The sequence below is a fragment of the Photobacterium ganghwense genome (assembly GCF_003025595.1).
Taxonomy (GTDB): Bacteria; Pseudomonadota; Gammaproteobacteria; order Enterobacterales; family Vibrionaceae; genus Photobacterium; species Photobacterium ganghwense.
Map to the genome: position 1 here is coordinate 132,666 of NZ_PYMI01000006.1, position 18,946 is coordinate 151,611.

Annotated in this window: 16 protein-coding genes; 11 read left to right on the forward strand and 5 right to left on the reverse strand. The window is 57.7% G+C overall.

Going from position 1 to position 18,946, the window contains the following annotated elements; translation table 11 throughout:
• Positions 1 to 27: 27 nt before the first annotated feature.
• The gene (locus C9I92_RS19805) at positions 28 to 969 is read right to left on the reverse strand and encodes a LysR family transcriptional regulator (protein WP_047887235.1); all 942 of its coding nucleotides are present in this window, start codon (positions 967 to 969) and stop codon (positions 28 to 30) included.
• 100 nt (positions 970 to 1,069) lie between these two features.
• Between C9I92_RS19805 and C9I92_RS19810 the strand changes: the two genes are divergently transcribed.
• From C9I92_RS19810 to C9I92_RS19840, 7 genes are all read left to right on the forward strand, one after another.
• Complete coding sequence (locus tag C9I92_RS19810) at positions 1,070 to 2,272, forward strand: MFS transporter (RefSeq protein ID WP_053061931.1); 1,203 nt, start codon at positions 1,070 to 1,072, stop codon at positions 2,270 to 2,272.
• 271 nt (positions 2,273 to 2,543) lie between these two features.
• Positions 2,544 to 3,170: a guanylate kinase gene (gene gmk / locus C9I92_RS19815; RefSeq protein ID WP_047887236.1), complete on the forward strand. Its 627-nt coding sequence runs from the start codon at positions 2,544 to 2,546 to the stop codon at positions 3,168 to 3,170.
• A 50-nt stretch (positions 3,171 to 3,220) separates the two neighbouring features.
• On the forward strand, positions 3,221 to 3,496 hold the full coding sequence (gene rpoZ / locus C9I92_RS19820; protein ID WP_047887237.1) for a DNA-directed RNA polymerase subunit omega: 276 nt from the start codon (positions 3,221 to 3,223) through the stop codon (positions 3,494 to 3,496).
• 18 nt (positions 3,497 to 3,514) lie between these two features.
• Positions 3,515 to 5,641 (forward strand): bifunctional GTP diphosphokinase/guanosine-3',5'-bis pyrophosphate 3'-pyrophosphohydrolase, encoded by a 2,127-nt coding sequence (spoT, locus tag C9I92_RS19825; protein WP_047887238.1) that lies wholly within the window; start codon positions 3,515 to 3,517, stop codon positions 5,639 to 5,641.
• Positions 5,642 to 5,713: 72 nt separating this feature from the next.
• Positions 5,714 to 6,424: a tRNA (guanosine(18)-2'-O)-methyltransferase TrmH gene (gene trmH / locus C9I92_RS19830; protein WP_047887239.1), complete on the forward strand. Its 711-nt coding sequence runs from the start codon at positions 5,714 to 5,716 to the stop codon at positions 6,422 to 6,424.
• Positions 6,425 to 6,442: 18 nt separating this feature from the next.
• Entirely contained in the window at positions 6,443 to 8,524 is a 2,082-nt protein-coding gene (recG, locus tag C9I92_RS19835; RefSeq protein ID WP_047887240.1) for an ATP-dependent DNA helicase RecG, read from the forward strand.
• A 449-nt stretch (positions 8,525 to 8,973) separates the two neighbouring features.
• A complete protein-coding gene (locus C9I92_RS19840) occupies positions 8,974 to 10,344 on the forward strand; it encodes a uracil-xanthine permease family protein (RefSeq protein ID WP_047887241.1) in 1,371 nt (456 codons plus the stop codon).
• A gap of 169 nt (positions 10,345 to 10,513) precedes the next feature.
• On the opposite strand, the gene envZ is transcribed toward C9I92_RS19840, so the two are convergent.
• Both envZ and ompR read right to left on the reverse strand, forming a co-directional pair.
• A complete protein-coding gene (envZ, locus tag C9I92_RS19845) occupies positions 10,514 to 11,869 on the reverse strand; it encodes a two-component system sensor histidine kinase EnvZ (protein ID WP_047887242.1) in 1,356 nt (451 codons plus the stop codon).
• Positions 11,870 to 11,872: 3 nt separating this feature from the next.
• Positions 11,873 to 12,592 carry an osmolarity response regulator transcription factor OmpR gene (gene ompR, locus C9I92_RS19850; protein ID WP_047887243.1) on the reverse strand — a complete coding sequence of 240 codons (720 nt, stop codon included), beginning with the start codon at positions 12,590 to 12,592 and terminating at the stop codon, positions 11,873 to 11,875.
• Between the two features lie 310 nt (positions 12,593 to 12,902).
• On the opposite strand from ompR, the gene greB reads away from it, so the two are divergent.
• Positions 12,903 to 13,373, forward strand: coding sequence for a transcription elongation factor GreB (gene greB / locus C9I92_RS19855; protein ID WP_047887244.1), 471 nt, complete (start codon positions 12,903 to 12,905; stop codon positions 13,371 to 13,373).
• A gap of 107 nt (positions 13,374 to 13,480) precedes the next feature.
• Positions 13,481 to 15,829, forward strand: coding sequence for a Tex family protein (locus tag C9I92_RS19860; RefSeq protein WP_047887245.1), 2,349 nt, complete (start codon positions 13,481 to 13,483; stop codon positions 15,827 to 15,829).
• 140 nt (positions 15,830 to 15,969) lie between these two features.
• On the opposite strand, the gene C9I92_RS19865 is transcribed toward C9I92_RS19860, so the two are convergent.
• Positions 15,970 to 16,431 (reverse strand): hypothetical protein, encoded by a 462-nt coding sequence (locus tag C9I92_RS19865; protein ID WP_047887246.1) that lies wholly within the window; start codon positions 16,429 to 16,431, stop codon positions 15,970 to 15,972.
• 236 nt (positions 16,432 to 16,667) lie between these two features.
• Complete coding sequence (bioH, locus tag C9I92_RS19870) at positions 16,668 to 17,441, reverse strand: pimeloyl-ACP methyl ester esterase BioH (RefSeq protein ID WP_047887247.1); 774 nt, start codon at positions 17,439 to 17,441, stop codon at positions 16,668 to 16,670.
• A 39-nt stretch (positions 17,442 to 17,480) separates the two neighbouring features.
• Between bioH and C9I92_RS19875 the strand changes: the two genes are divergently transcribed.
• Both C9I92_RS19875 and nfuA read left to right on the forward strand, forming a co-directional pair.
• Positions 17,481 to 18,194, forward strand: a complete 714-nt coding sequence (locus C9I92_RS19875; protein WP_084712684.1) for a ComF family protein — start codon at positions 17,481 to 17,483, stop codon at positions 18,192 to 18,194.
• Positions 18,195 to 18,317: 123 nt separating this feature from the next.
• The gene (gene nfuA / locus C9I92_RS19880) at positions 18,318 to 18,896 is read left to right on the forward strand and encodes a Fe-S biogenesis protein NfuA (RefSeq protein WP_047887249.1); all 579 of its coding nucleotides are present in this window, start codon (positions 18,318 to 18,320) and stop codon (positions 18,894 to 18,896) included.
• Positions 18,897 to 18,946 lie beyond the last annotated feature (50 nt).

An 18,946-nucleotide genomic window follows, 5' to 3' on the forward strand; every position in this document is an offset into this window, starting at 1 on the left:
CAACCCGATGCCCCAAGCCCTGAACCTTCAGGGCTTGTTTATTTGCGGGCTGTTGCTGCCTTCTGAATACGTTTCGGCACCGGCCTCGCCCCACTCCGCCTGCAAGGCGTCCTTGAACACCCGCAGTTTAGCCGAATGCAGCTTTGAGGGCTGATGAACCAGCGACAACGGGTAAGCCGGGGGATTAAACTCGGTCAGGACAGGTTGCAGCTCGCCGCGGGCGATCGCCTCACGGGCAAAGAATGTCATCACCTGCACCACCCCGACCCCGAGCCGCGCGGCATCAAGCAGCGGATCGCCGTGGTCGAACACCAGATTACCGTCCACATCCAACATTTTCTCTTGATCTGCTTCAGTGAAACGCCAGCGTACCGGGCGCCCAGTATGCGGGTTGCGCACCTGCAGGCAATTATGCGCCGCCAGATCATCCGGATGCGCCGGCATGCCGTGACGGGCCAGATAGTCCGGCGAAGCGACCGTCTGCCAGGTCAGCGGCGCCAACGGTCGGGCAATCAGGCGCTGGTCCCGGATCTCCCCCGTGCGCAGCACGGCATCAAACCCTTCTTCCACCAAATCGACAATGCGATCGCTCATCACCACTTCAATATTGAGTTGCGGATGCACTGCCAGCAGCCGCGCCAGGATCGGCATCAGCACCACCCGACCAAACGCCGACGGCGCACTGACCTTCAGCACCCCAGATGGTGAACTGCGGCGATCCTGCAGTTCCTGGCCGAGTGCCTCCAAATCACCCAGCAGCGGTGCACTGCGCTCATAAAACACGATGCCGTCCGGAGTCAGGCTCAGGCGGCGGGTATTGCGGTGCAGCAGACGCACCCCGAGCTGCTGCTCCAGCCGACTGACCGCACGCGAGACCCCGGATTGGGTTACCCCGAGCTGGGCCGCCGCATCGGTAAAGCTCAGGCACTCGGCGACCTTGAGAAACTGGCGGATAGCATTGAGATCCATGATTTTATTCATTACTGAAAGGAGAGTGAGAGGGTTAATCAAACTTATTGCATAAGTGATACTGACGCAAGTGACATCAACTTCATCACAAGGATCGCTTATGCACACCTCTGCCAAGCCGAACATGCCGGTTTCCGTTTATGTCCTGGCTCTGGGCATTTTCGCCATGATCAACTGCGAACTGCAGGTACTCGGCATGATGCCGCAAATGGCCCGGGATCTGGATATCAGCCTCTCTCAGGTCGGCTATCTGGTCTCTCTCTATGCCGCCGCCATGGCCCTCGGGGGCCCGCTGCTCACCCTCGGGTTGGGAACCCAACCACCGAAGAAAATCCTCTACCTGCTGTTTGCGCTTTTTATCATCGGCGAAGTGCTGGGGGCGCTGGCGCAGAGCTATCCGCAGCTGATCGTCTCCCGGCTGATCACCGGTGCAGTGTCCGGTGCCTTCTTCGGTACCGCACTGGGCACCTGCCACCGCCTGGTGGTGCCCGAACTGGGCATCCGCGCCGTCGCCATCGTGCTGGCCGGGATCATGGTCGGGACCATTCTGGGCCTGCCGCTGGCGAGTCTGGTCGGCGAATACTACGGCTGGCGCGCCAGTTTCTGGCTCGTGGTCGTTCTGACCATGCTAGCGGCGCTGGGCACTGCCGTACTGCTCCCCGTCTTACCCGCCGCCCCCAAAATCGGCCTGCGTCAGGAGCTGGCGGCGTTTGGCAACCGCCAACTCTGGGCCGTCTTTGCTACCAGTTTCTGTGTCATTGGTACGACCTATGCCGCGTTCAGCTATTTCGTCCCCATCCTGACCCAGCTGGCCGGTTTTACCCACCACAGCGTCACCTTGCTGCTGTTTGCCTACGGGATCGCCATGCTGATGGGCAATCACCTCGTTGCCCGACTGGCCGGCAAACGTAACCTGCGCATCCTCGCTGGCGGCTTGGTGCTGCAGAGTCTGTTTCTGATGCTGCTGGCCCTGTTGGTCCATCAACCCTGGGCAGCCGTCAGCGCCATACTCGGACTCGGCCTGACCGGAATCAGCATGAATCCGGCGATGGTCAGCCGGGTGATGCAGGTCCCGAACGGCGAGCGGCCGCTGGTCAACACCGTGCACGCCTCGGTGATCACCCTCGGAATCATGTTCGGCAGCTTTGCCAGCGGGCAGGTTCTGGAATGGGGCTTCAGCCTCCACGCCCCCATGTGGGTCGGGGTCGCCATTGCCGCGCTCGGGTTACTGACCTTGCGGCTTGACCGCTCGGGTGCTGCCGCGTCGTCTCCGGCCGGGTCTGCCGACACCGTGCCACTGTAGCGCCAGGTGAACACAGGTAACGCCAGCGGGCCTTTCGCACCGTCGTATCAGTAGAAGGAGGCTCGTCCTCTTCACCATACGCGCCCTTCACCGGACACCGGGCTGTCACGTCGCAGCCCGGCCACCTCCCCTTTTTTAGCAAAAGCCATCTAGGATTAATAAGAAGCGGTTCAGATCAGAAAAAGATGATTTTTCAAGCAGCCCGCCAATTTCAATTAGCCGCAGTTCATGATAATCTGCGCGCCCTTCTATCACTGAGTGAAAACAGGCAATGAGCAAAGGTACTCTTTACATCGTGTCGGCGCCGAGTGGTGCAGGCAAATCCAGTTTGATCAACGCTCTGCTGGAAACCAACCCGACCTATGACATGAAAGTATCCGTGTCGCACACCACGCGTGGCATGCGCCCAGGGGAAAACCACGGTGTTCATTACAATTTCGTTAGCGTAGAAGAATTTACCGAGCTGGCCGAGCAAGGTGCGTTTCTGGAGCATGCCGAAGTGTTTGGCAACTTCTATGGCACTTCCCGTCTCTGGATTGAAGAGCAGCTGAACAAGGGAATCGACGTATTCCTGGACATCGACTGGCAGGGTGCCCGTCAGATCCGTAAGCAAATGCCAGCAGCAAAAAGCCTGTTTATCCTGCCGCCTTCGAAAGAAGAGCTGGAGCGTCGCCTGAATGCCCGTGGCCAGGATAGTGCTGCCATTATTGAGCGCCGGATGCAGGAAGCCCGTTCTGAAATCTCGCACTACAACGAATACGATTATGTGATCGTTAACGATGATTTCGACGTTGCCTTGATGGATTTTAAAGCCATTATCCGTGCTGAAAGATTGAAGCAAGATAAGCAAGCTGCTAAATATAACAGCATGCTCAATGCCCTATTGGCAGAACAGTAACTATTTTTGTACAATTTTCCATCTTTACTTAATTACCACTGGAGTCCTCCATGGCACGCGTAACCGTTCAAGACGCTGTTGATAAAATTGGCAACCGTTTCGATCTCATTCAAATTGCGGCACGCCGCGCTCGTCAGATGCAAACTGGCGGTAAGGATCCACTGGTTCCGGAAGAAAACGACAAGTACACAGTGATCGCACTGCGTGAAATCGAAGAAGGCCTGATCACTAAAGATATCCTGGATGCCCGTGAGCGTCAGGAAATTCAAGAGCAGGAAGCAGCAGAGCTAGCCGCAGTTAGCGCTATTGCCGGCGACAACCGTTAATTCAGGGAACCGGGCGCATTGTATCTTTTTGATAGCCTGAAAGAAGTCGTAACTGAATACCTGCCTGAGACTCAGATTGAGGCTCTCAGGCAGGCCTATCTCGTTGCGCGTGATGCCCACGAAGGGCAAACCCGCTCCAGCGGCGAACCTTACATCATCCACCCTATTGCTGTCGCTCGTATCCTGGCCGAAATGCGCCTGGACTACGAAACCCTGATGGCCGCCCTTCTCCATGATGTGATTGAAGACACCGATGTCACCAAAGAAGACCTCGCCAGCCGTTTTGGCTGTACCGTGGCCGAACTGGTGGATGGCGTCTCCAAGCTGGACAAACTGAAGTTCCGTGACCGCAAAGAAGCGCAAGCCGAGAACTTCCGCAAGATGATCATGGCCATGGCCCATGACATCCGCGTTATCCTGATCAAGCTGGCCGACCGGACGCACAACATGCGTACCCTGGGTGCCCTGCGCCCTGACAAACGTCGCCGCATTGCCCGCGAAACCCTGGAGATTTTCTCTCCGCTGGCACACCGCCTGGGTATTCACAACATCAAAACCGAGCTGGAAGAGCTGGGTTTCGAAGCCCTGTACCCGAACCGCTACCGCGTGCTGAAAGAAGTCGTGGCAGCCGCGCGTGGCAACCGTAAAGAAATGATCAACAAGATTCACGCCGAAATCGAGGGTCGCCTCGAAGACGCGGGGATCAATGGCAAGGTGCTGGGACGCGAGAAGAACCTGTACTCCATCTACAACAAGATGAAGAACAAGGAGCAGCGCTTCCACTCCATCATGGACATCTATGCCTTCCGGGTGCTGGTGAAAGATCTCGATACCTGCTATCGCGTACTGGGTCAGGTGCATAACCTGTACAAGCCGCGTCCGAGCCGGATGAAAGACTACATCGCCATCCCGAAAGCCAACGGCTACCAGTCGCTTCACACCTCACTGGTGGGCCCGCACGGGGTGCCGGTGGAAGTGCAGATCCGTACCGAAGATATGGATCAGATGGCCGACAAAGGGGTCGCCGCTCACTGGGCGTACAAAGACGGCGAAAGCTCCGGCACCACTGCGCAGGTCAAAGCCCAGCGCTGGATGCAAAGCCTGCTCGAACTGCAGCAAAGCGCTGGCAGCTCCTTTGAATTTATCGAGAACGTAAAATCCGATCTGTTTCCGGATGAGATTTACGTTTTCACCCCGAAAGGCCGGATCGTTGAACTGCCGGTTGGTGCCACAGCGGTCGATTTCGCCTATGCCGTGCATACCGATGTCGGTAACGCCTGTGTCGGTGCCCGGGTAGAGCGTCAGCCATACCCACTGAGCAAACCGCTGAAAAACGGCCAGACCGTGGAGATCATCAGCGCGCCGGGAGCCCGCCCGAACGCTGCCTGGCTCAACTATGTAGTGACCTCTCGGGCCCGCACCAAGATTCGTCAAGTGCTGAAAACCATGCGTCGGGAAGAGTCCATTATTCTCGGCCGTCGCTTGCTCAATCACGCGCTGGGCGCGCTGAACATTGATCAGATTGAGCCGGAAAACCTGCACAAGGTACTGACCGATCTGCGTCTGGACAACCGCGAAGAACTGCTGGCCGAAATTGGTCTGGGTAAACTGATGAGCGTCGTGATTGCCCGCCGCCTGCTGGGCAATGTCGAAGAGCCGTCAGAAGCCGGTGACCCAGCTGTCAGCGGTGGGGCGAACAACAAGCGCCTGCCAATCCGCGGGGCCGACGGTATTCTGCTGACCTTTGCCAACTGCTGTCACCCGATTCACGGCGACCCGATCATGGCGCATGTCAGCCCGGGTAAAGGGCTGGTGATTCACCGTGAAGAGTGTGCCAACATCCGTGGTTACCAGAGAGAGCCGGACAAATACATGCCGGTGGAGTGGAGTGACGAGTTCGAGCAGGAGTTTGTCACCATCCTGAAAGTGGACATGCAGAACCATCAAGGTGCCCTGGCGGATCTGACCAACACCATTGCTGCGACCGGTTCCAACATTCAGGGACTGTCAACCGAAGAGAAAGACGGCCGCCTGTACACCATTACAGTACGCCTGACGACCAAGGGGCGTATCCACCTGGCCAATATCATGCGCCGGATCCGGGTCATGCCGAACGTGGTCCGCGTCTCGCGACAGAAAAACTGAGCCGGTTCTGTGAACCCGATAAACTGTAAAACGCCCGCTTCCGGGCGTTTTCTTTAAACAGACACCAATACCATGACACCAGATCGCTTCCAACGCATCCAGACAGTCCTTGCCACCCGCCAGCCGGATCTCACGGTGTGCATGGAAGAAGTCCACAAACCCAATAACGTTTCCGCCATCATCCGCACCGCCGACGCCGTCGGGGTCCATAAGGTGCACGCCGTGTGGCCGCAAGAAAACATGCGCGTACTGAGCCACACCTCAGCCGGTGCCCGCAACTGGGTTGAGCTGGAAACGCATGACACCATGGTCGATGCCATTGCTGCCCTCAAAGACCAGGGCATGCAGGTGCTGGCCACCCACCTGTCTGACACCGCCATCGACTTTCGTGAGGTGGATTACACCAAACCGACCGCCATTATTCTCGGCGGCGAAAAAAATGGGATCACCTCGGAAGCCCTGGCGCTTGCCGATCAGGATATCATCATCCCGATGGTAGGTATGGTACAGTCACTGAACGTATCGGTCGCCAGCGCACTCATCCTGTATGAAGCCCAGCGCCAGCGCCAGCAGGCCGGGATGTATGATCGCGACACCACCCTGTTGCCTGACGACGTGGTACACCGCATTCTGTTTGAACGGGGTCACCCGGTGCTGGCCAAGGTGGCACAACGCAAAGGCATGCCATACCCGCCCCTGGATGAAGACGGCCAGATTGTGGCCGATGAAGCCTGGTGGCAGAAAATTCAGGCGATTGAACCGAAACGCAAAAAACGCCAATGATCTGAGACGGACCCAGCGATGAGCGGACAACTATTAGATACTATCGCCCTTACTGAACTTTCCGGTGTCGGGGCAAAAATGGCCGAAAAATTGGACAAGATAGGTCTGCGCACGGTGCAGGACCTGCTGTTTCACCTGCCGCTCCGCTATGAGGACCGTACCCGGATCTGGCCGATTGCCAGTGCCATGCCCGGCCAGTACCTGACAATCCAGGGCGAGGTGCTGAACAGCAACATCACCTTCGGCAAACGCAAAATGCTGACGGTGAAAATCAGCGACCAGACCGGCTCCGCCACCCTGCGTTTTTTCAATTTCAATGCCGCGATGAAAAACAGCCTGGCTGACGGCAAGCAGGTGAAAGCTTACGGCGAAATCAAACGCGGCAAGTACGGACTGGAAATCATTCATCCGGATTACCGGGTCTTCTCCGAGCCTACCGAGCTGAGTGTGGAAGAGACCCTCACCCCGGTCTATCCCACTACCGACGGCCTACGCCAACTGACCCTGCGCAGCCTGACCGATCAGGCTCTGGGCCTGCTCGACAAAGCTGCGGTACGCGAGTTGCTGCCGGAAGGGCTGTACGACCGCCAGATGACTCTGGCGCAGGCACTCCATGTGATGCACCGTCCGACACCGGATGTCTCGCTTGACCAACTGGAAGAGGGAAAACACCCGGCCCAGCGGCGGCTGATCCTCGAAGAGCTGCTGGCCCAGAACCTGTCGATGCTGGCGGTGCGCCAGAAAAGCCAGCGCCATGCTGCCTGGCCATTAGCCACGCAAGATACCCTGAAGCAACAACTGCTGGCCGGACTGCCGTTCAGCCCGACCGGTGCTCAACAGCGGGTCGTGGCGGACATTGAGCGGGATATGGCCCAACCTCACCCGATGATGCGTCTGGTTCAGGGGGATGTCGGCTCTGGCAAAACCCTGGTCGCAGCCTTGGCTGCCCTGCGGGCAATCGAGCACGGTTTTCAGGTCGCACTGATGGCCCCGACCGAGCTGCTGGCCGAGCAGCACGCGATTAACTTTGCCAGCTGGCTCAATCCGTTAGGGATTGAGGTGGGCTGGCTGGCGGGCAAGCTCAAAGGCAAGGCCCGCGACAGCGAGCTTACCCGGATTGAAAGCGGCGAGGCCAAAATGGTGGTCGGCACCCACGCCCTGTTCCAGGAGCAGGTCCAGTTTCACAACCTGGCACTGGTGATCATCGATGAGCAACACCGCTTCGGCGTGCACCAGCGGCTGGAACTACGGGAAAAAGGGGCCCACCAGGGCCGTTATCCCCACCAGTTAATCATGACCGCGACCCCGATTCCGCGTACTCTCGCCATGACGGCCTACGCCGATCTGGAAACCTCGGTCATTGACGAACTGCCGCCAGGACGTACCCCGATCCAGACCGTCGCCCTGCCCGATTCACGCCGCGCCGACATCATCAACCGGATTCGGGGCGCCTGCCTCAGTGAAGGGCGTCAGGCTTACTGGGTCTGTACCCTGATCGACGAGTCAGAAGTGCTCGAAGCCCAGGCGGCGTCCGACACCGCCGATGAGCTGACGGCCCAGTTGCCGGAACTCAACATCGGGCTGGTGCACGGCCGGATGAAACCAGCCGAGAAGCAAGCCGTGATGCAGCGCTTTAAAGACGGTGAGCTGCACTTGTTGGTGGCTACCACGGTGATTGAGGTCGGCGTCGATGTCCCCAACGCCAGCTTGATGATCATCGAAAACCCCGAACGGCTCGGTCTGGCTCAGCTCCACCAGCTCCGGGGACGGGTCGGCCGGGGGAGCGTCGCCAGCCATTGTGTGCTGCTCTACCATGCTCCGCTGTCAAAAACCGCCCAGAAGCGCCTCGGCGTCCTGCGGGAAAGCAGTGATGGCTTTGTGATTGCCCAGCGCGATCTGGAAATCCGTGGCCCCGGTGAACTGCTGGGAACTAAACAGACCGGCATTGCCGACTTTAAAGTCGCCGACTTAGTCCGCGATCAGCATCTGATCCCCGAGGTTCAGCGGCTGGCGCGTTACCTGCACGACCATTACCCGGAGAATGCCAAGGCCATTATCGACCGCTGGCTGGGACAACGGGAAAATTACTCCAACGCCTGATCATAGCTGGTGCCTGGCTTGCCCCGGCACCCGTTCCCCCTTCCGACCAGTGCCCCCAAACCCTGTCCCCGAGCACGGCTTCCATTCATAGTCATCAATCATAGCCACCCAGCACAGTCGCTAATCGCTGACAACTGGCACTGCCACCGTCTGACCGTGTCCAACGTTAATCCTTGCCGCCCTTTCCTTCTGCACAACGCTGTTGCACTTCACTTTTACATTTTTGTTCCGCCATTTCTGTTCGCCGTTTCCTTTGGCAACTGCGCAAACGTTTGCTTTTTAGTGAGAGATCTCTACAATAGCGGCCAACTTTTATTCATCCTCTGATTCCCTGTGGGATTTCGGTTCTGACTAACAGCAATCACAGAAAGTATCCGAACCACACAGCGGGTAACCCATTCAGCGTTACCGGCGGGAAAACAGCAACCCAGCACAGGAACCCAAGGGCCATGACACGCCAACACAGCGCTATTGAGACGCCGCGTAAATCTGATCTGATTTATCGACTGGAAGACCGTCCGCCGCTTCCCCAAACTCTGTTTGCCGCAACCCAGCACCTGCTGGCCATGTTTGTGGCGGTGATCACCCCGTCGCTGATCATCTGTCAGGCACTCGGGCTGCCGGCCAGCGATACTAACACCATCGTCAGCATGTCATTGTTCGCCTCGGGGATTGCCTCGTTTATCCAGATCCGCACCTTTGGTCCGGTCGGTTCCGGCCTGTTGTCCATCCAGGGCACCAGCTTCAACTTTCTCGGTCCGATTATCGGTGCCGGCCTGGCACTGAAAGCCGGTGGCGCAGATATCCCGACCATGATGGCCGCCATTTTCGGTACGATTCTGCTGGCCTCGCTGACCGAAGTATTCATCTCGCGGGTGCTGCAGTATGCCCAGCGTATTATCACCCCGCTGGTGTCCGGCATTGTCGTGACCCTGATTGGCCTGACCCTGATTCAGATTGGCCTGACCTCAATGGGCGGCGGCTATGCCGCAATTGAAAGTGGCAGCTTCGGCAGCCTGGATAACCTGATGCTGGCCGGGACCGTTCTGGGTCTGATTGTGCTGCTCAACCGGGTGAAAAACCCATACCTGCGCGTTTCATCCATTGTGCTCGCCATGGCTGCCGGTACCTTGCTGGCCTGGATGAGCGGGATGGTCGATACCAGCCGTATGGCTGAAACCGATCTGGTGGCCATTCCAATGCCAATGCAGTACGGCCTGGGCTTTGACTGGGGACTGCTGATCCCGCTGGTGATTGTCTTTGCCATCACCTCACTGGAAGCCATCGGGGATATAACAGCGACATCAGAAACCTCTGAGCAGCCGGTTGCCGGGCCGGTGTACCTCAAACGCATCAAAGGCGGCGTACTGGCAGACGGCATCAACTCCGCCCTGGCTGCAGTGCTGAACAGCTTCCCGAACTCCACATTCAGCCAGAACAACGGCATTATCCAGCTGACTGGCGTAGCCAGCCGCTATATCGGTTACTTTGTGGCTGGCATGCTTATCCTGCTGGGTCTGCTGCCGGGCGTTGCCAATCTGGTGCAGCTGATCCCGGAACCGGTACTGGGCGGCGCCACCATCGTGATGTTCGGCACCATCGCGGCCTCTGGCGTGCGCATCATTTCACGCTGCGAGCTGGACCGCCGTGCCATCCTGATCATGGCGCTGTCGTTCTCCATGGGTCTGGGGATCGCCCAGAAGCCGGAAATCCTACAGTTCATGCCGGATATCGTTAAGAGCATCCTGTCTTCCGGGATGGCTGCCGGTGGTATCACCGCGATTGTGCTGAATCTGGTTTTGCCGGAAGAAAAGCACTGAGCGCAAGAACTGAAAAGAGCCTGACGCTGGCAACGCCTGCAGATAACACTGGAGACAAAAAAAGCGAGCCCCAACGGGGCTCGCTTTTTTATGGGCCAGAGTGTCGGTTTCACACCCGGCTGGCGTTTCGTTCTGGTTCTGGTTCTGGTTCTGGTTCTGGTTCTGGCAATCAGTGCTTTTTCATCACCAGCGGCAAACCAATCTGAATCCGTAATCCGCCTTCACTGCGGTTACTGACCTGAATGCTGCCTTCGTGCTGGTCGACAATTCGCTTGACGATCGCCAGCCCCAGTCCGGTCCCTTCCGTTTCATTACCGCGTGCGGTATCGCCCCGGGTCAGCGGCTGGAACATCTTGGCCACCTGATCCGGCTCAATCCCCGGCCCGTCATCTTCGACGCAGAACCAGGCACAGGTACGATCCGCAGTGGCACCACTGGAAATTTTGACCCAGCCATTGCCATAACGCAGCGCATTGACCACCAGGTTGGCCACCAGGCGCTTAATCGACACGCCATTGCCAAGCACCACACCGGGAATCGCGTCCAGCGCGAGCTCAATCTGACGCTCATAACCGCCTTCCGCTTCGGCCACTTCACACAACAATCCGTTCAGATCCAGCGCTTCAGCCTCAGACAGTTTCTGGGTCGATTTGAGGTACTCCATAAACTGACTGATGATCGCATTACACTCTTCCGTGTCTTTAATCATGCTTTCAGCCAGATAACCGTCTTCCGGCGACATCATCTCCGTCGCCAGACGAATTCGGGTCAACGGGGTACGCAAGTCATGGCTGACCCCGGCCAGCAACAACGCCCGGTCATCTTCCAGCTGCTTGATGCCTTCCGCCATCCGGTTGAAGGCTTTGGTCACAGCACGGATTTCTGAGGCTCCCCGCTCCGGCAGTACCGGCGGCGACTCACCGCGGGCAACCTGCAGCGCCGCCTGCTCCAGTGCCACCAGCGGGCGGTTCTGAATACGGATAAACAGCCAGCCGCCAGCAATCACCATAAAGGCAATGATCAGGCTGTAGTTAAACAGTGGTGAAAAGTCATCTTCCTGCAACTCCGACAGCGGAATCCGCATCAGGTAGCCGGGAATCGAATCGCTTTTCAGCCACAGCACATAGCTGTCAGCCCCGAGCACCAGCCGCACCTCAGTCGGTGATTCCAGCTCGTTGCTCATTTCCTCGCTGAGGTATTCGATGACCGTGGCCTGCTCGAATTCCTGCAGCTCACCATCAGCAATCGGATCACTGCCGTCTTCGGCGTGCAGGGTTACCCCCAGCTGTTCCAGCAGTTGCCGGCGCAACGGCGTATCCAGATGAAACGTATGGCCGTCAGCCAGCTCAACGTCTTCTTTGAGCATCAACCGCACTTCATAGGCGAGAATGCGGTTGAACTGCTGCAAGCTGGGCAACAGCGCATAATTCAGCACGGCCAGGTAAGAAAAAATCTGGCTGGCAATTAACAGGCCAGCCAGCAGGATTAGCGTCCGGGTAAAGGTACTGCGCGGCGACAATCGCATGGCTTACGCCTCATTGCCGTCCGGTACAAACACATACCCCAGCCCCCAAACGGTCTGGATATAACGCGGACGGCTCGGGTCTTCCTCGATCATCCGGCGCAGACGGGAAATCTGGACGTCAATCGAGCGCTCCATCGCCGAATATTCACGGCCGCGGGCCATGTTCATCAGCTTATCGCGGGACATCGGTTCACGGGCATTGGTCACCAGCGCCTTCAGCACGGCAAACTCCCCGGAGGTCAGCGGCATCGCTTCGTCACCACGGAACATTTCACGAGTTCCCAGGTTGAGGCGGAACTCACCAAATTCGATAATCTTGCTGTCAGCACTCGGTGCACCCGGTGCTTCGACCGTCTGGCGACGCAGTACTGCACGGATACGGGCCAGCAGCTCACGCGGATTAAACGGCTTCGGCAGGTAGTCATCCGCGCCCACTTCCAGCCCCACGATACGGTCAACCTCATCGCCCTTGGCGGTCAGCATCAGGATCGGCAGCATATTGTTGGCATTACGCAGACGGCGGCAGATCGACAGGCCATCCTCGCCCGGCAACATCAAATCCAGCACCATCAGGTGGAACGTTTCACGTGATAACAGGCGGTCCATCTGCTCGCCGTTGGCCACGCTTCGCACCTGAAAGCCCTGCTCAGACAGGTAACGCTCCAGCAGCGCACGCAGGCGCATATCATCATCAACAACCAGAATCTTGTAATTTTCCTGCATATCTCACCTTACTTACATCGGTAGGCACGGGCATAGTGTACTCGAGCCTCCCTGCGACTCGCTGAATTTTGCCGCGAAAATACCCGCAAAATTGTTACCGTTTATGTCCGGCAAACCTCGCTCAACACTTTACTTAGTATGGTCAAGCTCAGCCGGACATGCCTGCCACCTAAACTACCTGAAATTCAAGGAACTATCCAAAACTAACGAACTCAGAATCAGGAACCTTGATCTTCCCGGGCAAGCGACGGAAGATCAGAGCATTGAAGGTCAACCGCATCGCCGCGAACCAACAGGAGCATGGCCGGTAATGAAAACCAACCTGATCACCCGTGAGGGCTACAACAAACTCAAGCAAGAGCTGGATTTTCTGTGGAAAGAAGAACGTCCGGAAGTCACCAAAAAAGTGACCTGGGCGGCCAGTCTGGGTGACCGCTCAGAGAACGCGGACTACCAGTACAACAAAAAACGCCTGCGTGAAATCGACCGCCGGGTACGCTACCTGCGCAAGCGACTGGAGCTGGTTCAGGTGGTGGACTATTCCCCGCAGCAGGACGGCAAAGTGTTCTTTGGTGCCTGGGTGGAAATTGAGAACGAGGCCGGTGAAGTCAAAGCCTTCCGCATCGTCGGCCCGGACGAAATTTACGGCCGCAATGACTACATCTCGATTGACTCCCCGATGGCCCGGGCCCTGCTCAAGAAAGAAGTCGATGACGAATTCGAAGTCACTACCCCGACCGGCAAAAAAGAGTGGTTCGTCAACAGCATCCGCTATCAGTAAACCCGGCACTGACGTCACGTACTGACACGCTTCTTACATGCCACACCTTGCCTGTGCCCCGTTCACCCGTAGAATGGGACCTTAAACGACAACATGAGAAACAACGGATGAGCTACACGATCAACCAGACGATTGCCCAGGAACTGAGTGTTCGCCAGGAACAGGTGAATGCGGCGATTGCCTTGCTCGATGACGGTAACACCGTGCCTTTTATCGCCCGTTACCGTAAGGAAGTCACTGGTGGGCTGGACGACACCCAGCTGCGTAATCTGGAATCCCGCCTGGGCTACCTGCGCGAAATGGAAGACCGCCGCCAGGTGATTCTGAAATCTATCGGCGAGCAGGGTAAGCTGACTCCGGAGCTGGAAGCCGAGCTACGTGCCGCTGACAGCAAAACCCGCCTTGAAGACCTTTATCTGCCTTACAAACCCAAGCGCCGTACCAAAGGGCAAATCGCCATTGAAGCGGGTCTGGAACCGCTGGCCGACAGCCTGTGGGCAGATCCGAGCCAGACGCCGGAAACCGCTGCTGAAGCATTCATTGATGCCGATAAAGGCTTTGCCGACAGCAAAGCCGTCCTGGATGGTGCCCGCGCTATTCTGATGGAGCGTTTCGCGGAAGACGCGGCGCTGCTGGAAAAAATCCGCCGTCACCTGCAGGGCCAGGCCGAACTGACCTCCCGCGTAGTGGCAGGCAAAGAGCACGAAGGCGCGAAGTTTAAAGATTACTTTGAATACAATGAGCCGCTGAAAAACATCCCGTCCCACCGCGCACTAGCGCTGTTCCGCGGCCGTAACGAAGGCGTGCTGCAACTGGCCCTGAACGCCGATCCGGATCAGGAAGAAGGGGGGCGCAGCTCTTACTGTGAAGTCATCATTGCCGATCATTATGGCGTGAAGCCAGGTACCCAGCCGGCAGACAGTTGGCGCAAACAGGTGATCAGCTGGGCATGGCGCATCAAAATCCTGATGCACCTGGAGACCGAGCTGATGGCGGCCCTGCGCGAGAAAGCCGAAGACGGCGCGATGCAGGTATTTGCCGATAACCTAAAAGACTTGCTGATGGCTGCTCCGGCGGGCCCGCGCATCACCCTGGCCCTGGACCCGGGTCTGCGGACCGGCTGTAAAGTGGCGGTGGTCGATCAGACCGGTAAGCTGCTCGATACCGCGACCATTTATCCCCACCAGCCACAGCGTCAAGTGGCCCAGTCGGCGGCAACGGTACTGGCCCTGATCGCCAAGCACAACGTGGATTTGATCGCGATTGGTAACGGCACCGCTTCACGTGAAACCGACAGCTTTGTCGCGACCCTGCTGAAAGAAAACAACCTGAAGATCCAGAGCGTGATGGTGAGCGAAGCGGGGGCTTCGGTGTACTCTGCATCGGAGCTGGCCGCCAACGAATTCCCGAACCTGGATGTGTCCCTGCGCGGCGCGGTGTCAATTGGCCGCCGTCTGCAAGACCCGCTGGCCGAGCTGGTGAAAATCGATCCGAAATCTATAGGGGTGGGCCAATACCAGCACGATGTCAGCCAGAGCATGCTGGCCAAGCGTCTGGATGCGGTGGTGGAAGACTGTGTAAACGCCGTTGGCGTTGACGTGAATACGGCGTCCCCGGCACTACTGACCCGCGTGGCTGGCCTGAACGGTACGATCGCGCAGAACATCGTGAATTACCGTGATGAAAATGGCCGTTTTGAGTCCCGCACCACGCTGAAGAAAGTCGCCCGTCTGGGCCCTAAAGCGTTTGAGCAGTGTGCCGGCTTCCTACGCATCATGAACGGTAAGAACCCGCTCGACAGCTCGGCGGTTCACCCGGAATCTTACGCCGTGGTGAAAAATATCGCCGCTGCGAACGACAAGGCGCTGGATGCCATTATCGGCAACAGTGACTTCCTCAAGAGCCTGAAACCGGCCGATTACACCGATGAGCAGTTTGGTCTGCCGACCGTCACTGACATCATTCGCGAGCTGGACAAACCGGGCCGTGACCCGCGTCCGGAGTTCAAGACCGCGACATTTGCCGAAGGCGTGCATGAAGTCAAAGACCTGATCCCGGGCATGGTACTGGAAGGCGTGATCACTAACGTGACCAACTTCGGTGCGTTTGTCGATGTCGGTGTCCATCAGGATGGTCTGGTGCACATCTCGGCGCTATCCGACAAATTCGTGGCGGATCCGCGCGAAGTGGTGAAAGCCGGTGACATCGTCAAGGTTAAGGTGATGGAAGTGGATCTGCAGCGCAAGCGGATCGGCATGTCAATGCGCCTCAGCGATGAGCCTGGCCAGGAAAAACCGGCTCGTAAACCGCAAGGCCAGTCACCCCGCCAGAACCCGTCCCGTTCGTCGCAAGGCAACGGCCAGCACAATGCATCAGGCAATGCGGCGGGCAATGCGACGAATGGCGCCATGGGCGGTGCTTTTGCGGCGGCCTTTGCGAACGCCAAGAAGAAGTAACGCCATTACCGGCAGCCATTTACTGCGACAATAAACGAAAAAAGAGCCGGCATGACTGTCAGCTCTTTTTTATTTTTCCGTCCGTCGGCGGCTCATCCGCTGACCCGTTCCGATACATCAGCAGCGGGATGCCTGCGTCGCTATATCTTTACCAGATACTCCGTCGGTGGATTGGGCAACGTCGCCTGCGCGTATTTATGGGCCACCACACCCTTGGTGCGTTCCGCCTGGCTGATCAATGCCAGCGCCTCCAGCAATTCCCGCGGCAATTTGATGTGCATGGCATACCCCAGGTCTTTGCTGTCCGCCATATAGCGGTCTGCCGACAGCACTTTCACCAGTTGCTCCAGTTCGTCGCGGTAGCCGTAATGCTGCTCAGAACCGGGCAAGTCTGAGTAATCCGGGTGTTCACTCGGATCCCAGGACGGCTTTTTCATCTGCTTTTCTTCACTGGTTACCGGCTTTTCCTGCCCGGCAGCCGCCATACTGGCCGGCGGCACAATTTTTTCGCGCACCCGGTTGTCCCGTGCAACCTGCTCGGTCGGCGGATTCACAGACGGCGCGACCGTAGGGGCGCCGACTTGGACAGGGGAGACGATCATCGGGGTGCAATGCTCCGGGCATTAACGGCCGGGCGGCACTTCAGCACCGCGCCGCCATCCAGTGATTAGGCGATGCCACCGGTCAGCCCACTCAGGCCAACCGCAAGTAAGTGGCTGTGTTTATTATCGTTACATCTATCATTATGGCCGCTCCGGGACCAAGAGCAACCGCTTGTTACCCGTTATCGGCCATCACGCGAAAAAATGCAGTGAATCACCGGCATTATTGCAGCTTATCAGTGGTTAGCGGCTAAAAAGTCGGTGAGCACCTCAAGAAATGCCTCAGGATGGGAAATAAACGGAGCATGTGACGCCGACGCGAAGATTTCCCGCTGCGATTGCGGGGCCAGCGTGTCCAGGTCGTGGGCGACTTTTGCCGGAACCAGCCCGTCCAGTCGGCCATACAACCGCAGCCAGGGTTGCTGCAAATCGGCCAGCTGATCACGCAAGTCCACCTCTGCCAGAATTTTCAGGCCATTGGCCAACGCCTGCGGATTCGGCGCAGGACGAGACAGCACGGCTTCTTTCAGGCGTTTGATATCCTGCCTCGCCGTCGGACTGCCCATCGCCTGCAGCGCCATAAACCGCTCAACCGTGGTATGGAAGTCGTCATCCAGCTGACGACGAAAATCAGCCAGCACATCCGGTTTGATCCCGCGCCAGGTTTCCCGGGCGGAAAACCGGGGGGAGCTGGCCACCGTCACCAGCCGCGAGACTCGCTCAGGCGCGCGCAACGCCGCTTGTTTGGCGACCAGACCGCCTAACGACCAGCCCAGCCAGGTGGCCTGCTCGGGGGCCGAGGCCAGCACCATATCGGTCATTTCCTCAATCTGCTCGGCAAGCAGCGCATGGCTGTGTCCGTAGCCGGGCAGATCCACCACATGCACCCGGCAGTGCTCAGCCAGTTGCGGCAGGATCTGCTGCCAGACAGCACCGTTCATGCCCCAACCATGAATGAGAACCAGATCGGAACCTTGGCCCTGCGTATGCCAGTGTAGCTTGGCTGTCATGTAAACTTCCTTTCTCTGTTGCGCCACGGGATGGTCAAGATGGTATCGCCATTATTTCAAATCACCAACTTTCTGCACCGTCATCACCGCTGTATGTTGTGCCGGCTGCCAGTCGACACGCCGGATCAGCACTGGTGTCAGCCGTGCCTGGCTCGCTTTCCGCGCACCCCATACTGCCACGGTTGCGGTACAACCACCCTCACCATGACCGAGTATTGCGGTCGCTGCCTGACCCGTCCGCCACCGTGGCAACGCTGTTACCGGCTGGGCGAATATCGGTTTCCACTGCGCCAGCTGGTACATAAGTTCAAATTCGGCCATCAGTTCTGGTTGGCCCGCCCGTTAGGCACCTTGCTGGCGCAGGCGATCCCCGAGCCAGCCCCTCTGCTGTTGCCGGTTCCGCTGCACCCCTGGCGTCAGCTGACCCGCAGTTTCAACCAGAGTACTCTGCTCGCCACGGCGATTGCGGAGGCCACCGGCAGCCGGTGTCAGCCTGACCTATTGCGGCGGACACGGCATAATCCGGCACAGCACCAGCTGAACAAAGCCCAGCGTCAGACTAACTTGCGGGATGCTTTTCGCCTGCGAAAGCCCATTGTCCGGCCATCAAGCCCCTTGCCATCCCATGTTGCCCTAGTGGATGATGTGGTCACCACCGGCAGTACACTGTCGGTTCTCACTCGCCTGCTGCTGGCTGAAGGCGTCGAACGTGTGGACATCTACTGCCTGTGCTATACCCCCGCAGGGAAATAACCTGCAAAGTCACGGTTTTATGTGGCGAAATCATAGTTACGTCGATTAGGGGGTGATAGAAAGAGCAGCAAGGAGTAGAATAGAATTAATCTTACTAATTAAGTCAGGTATTACGTCGTGTCTATGATTACTATTTCTGAAAGTGCTCAAGAGCACTTCGTTAAACTTCTGGCCCAACAGCCGGAAGGCACTAACATCCGCGTGTTCGTGGTTAACCCTGGTACGCAAAGTGCTGAGTGCGGCGTATCCTACTGTCCGCCGGAAGCAATCGAAGCGTCAGACACCGAAATCAAATTCGGTATGTTCTCGGCGTATATCGATGAGCTGAGCCTGCCATTCCTGGAAGATGCCGAGATCGATTTTGTCGCTGACAAAATGGGCTCTCAGCTGACCCTGAAAGCGCCCAATGCCAAAATCCGCAAAGTGTCGGATGATGCTTCACTGATGGAGCGCGTGGATTACGTGATCCAGACCCAGGTGAACCCGCAGCTGGCTGGCCACGGCGGTAATGTGTCCCTGTCTGAAATTACGGAAGATGGCGTTGCCATTCTGCAGTTCGGTGGCGGCTGTAACGGCTGTTCAATGGTTGACGTGACCCTGAAAGAAGGGATCGAGAAAGAGCTGCTGGCGCAGTTCGAAGGCGAACTGACCGGCGTGCGTGACATCACTGAGCACGCCCGTGGCGAGCACTCTTACTACTAAGCAATCTTACTCCGCCTTACACGAGTAAGTATTGTTAGATAAAAAAAGCG

Coding starts and splice junctions, on each gene's coding strand:
- C9I92_RS19805 (WP_047887235.1), bottom strand. CDS start 969: ATGGATCTCAATGCTATCCGCCAGTTTCTCAAGGTCGCCGAGTGCCTG.
- C9I92_RS19810 (WP_053061931.1), top strand. CDS start 1,070: ATGCACACCTCTGCCAAGCCGAACATGCCGGTTTCCGTTTATGTCCTG.
- gmk (WP_047887236.1), top strand. CDS start 2,544: ATGAGCAAAGGTACTCTTTACATCGTGTCGGCGCCGAGTGGTGCAGGC.
- rpoZ (WP_047887237.1), top strand. CDS start 3,221: ATGGCACGCGTAACCGTTCAAGACGCTGTTGATAAAATTGGCAACCGT.
- trmH (WP_047887239.1), top strand. CDS start 5,714: ATGACACCAGATCGCTTCCAACGCATCCAGACAGTCCTTGCCACCCGC.
- recG (WP_047887240.1), top strand. CDS start 6,443: ATGAGCGGACAACTATTAGATACTATCGCCCTTACTGAACTTTCCGGT.
- C9I92_RS19840 (WP_047887241.1), top strand. CDS start 8,974: ATGACACGCCAACACAGCGCTATTGAGACGCCGCGTAAATCTGATCTG.
- envZ (WP_047887242.1), bottom strand. CDS start 11,869: ATGCGATTGTCGCCGCGCAGTACCTTTACCCGGACGCTAATCCTGCTG.
- ompR (WP_047887243.1), bottom strand. CDS start 12,592: ATGCAGGAAAATTACAAGATTCTGGTTGTTGATGATGATATGCGCCTG.
- greB (WP_047887244.1), top strand. CDS start 12,903: ATGAAAACCAACCTGATCACCCGTGAGGGCTACAACAAACTCAAGCAA.
- C9I92_RS19860 (WP_047887245.1), top strand. CDS start 13,481: ATGAGCTACACGATCAACCAGACGATTGCCCAGGAACTGAGTGTTCGC.
- C9I92_RS19865 (WP_047887246.1), bottom strand. CDS start 16,431: ATGATCGTCTCCCCTGTCCAAGTCGGCGCCCCTACGGTCGCGCCGTCT.
- bioH (WP_047887247.1), bottom strand. CDS start 17,441: ATGACAGCCAAGCTACACTGGCATACGCAGGGCCAAGGTTCCGATCTG.
- C9I92_RS19875 (WP_084712684.1), top strand. CDS start 17,481: ATGGTATCGCCATTATTTCAAATCACCAACTTTCTGCACCGTCATCAC.
- nfuA (WP_047887249.1), top strand. CDS start 18,318: ATGATTACTATTTCTGAAAGTGCTCAAGAGCACTTCGTTAAACTTCTG.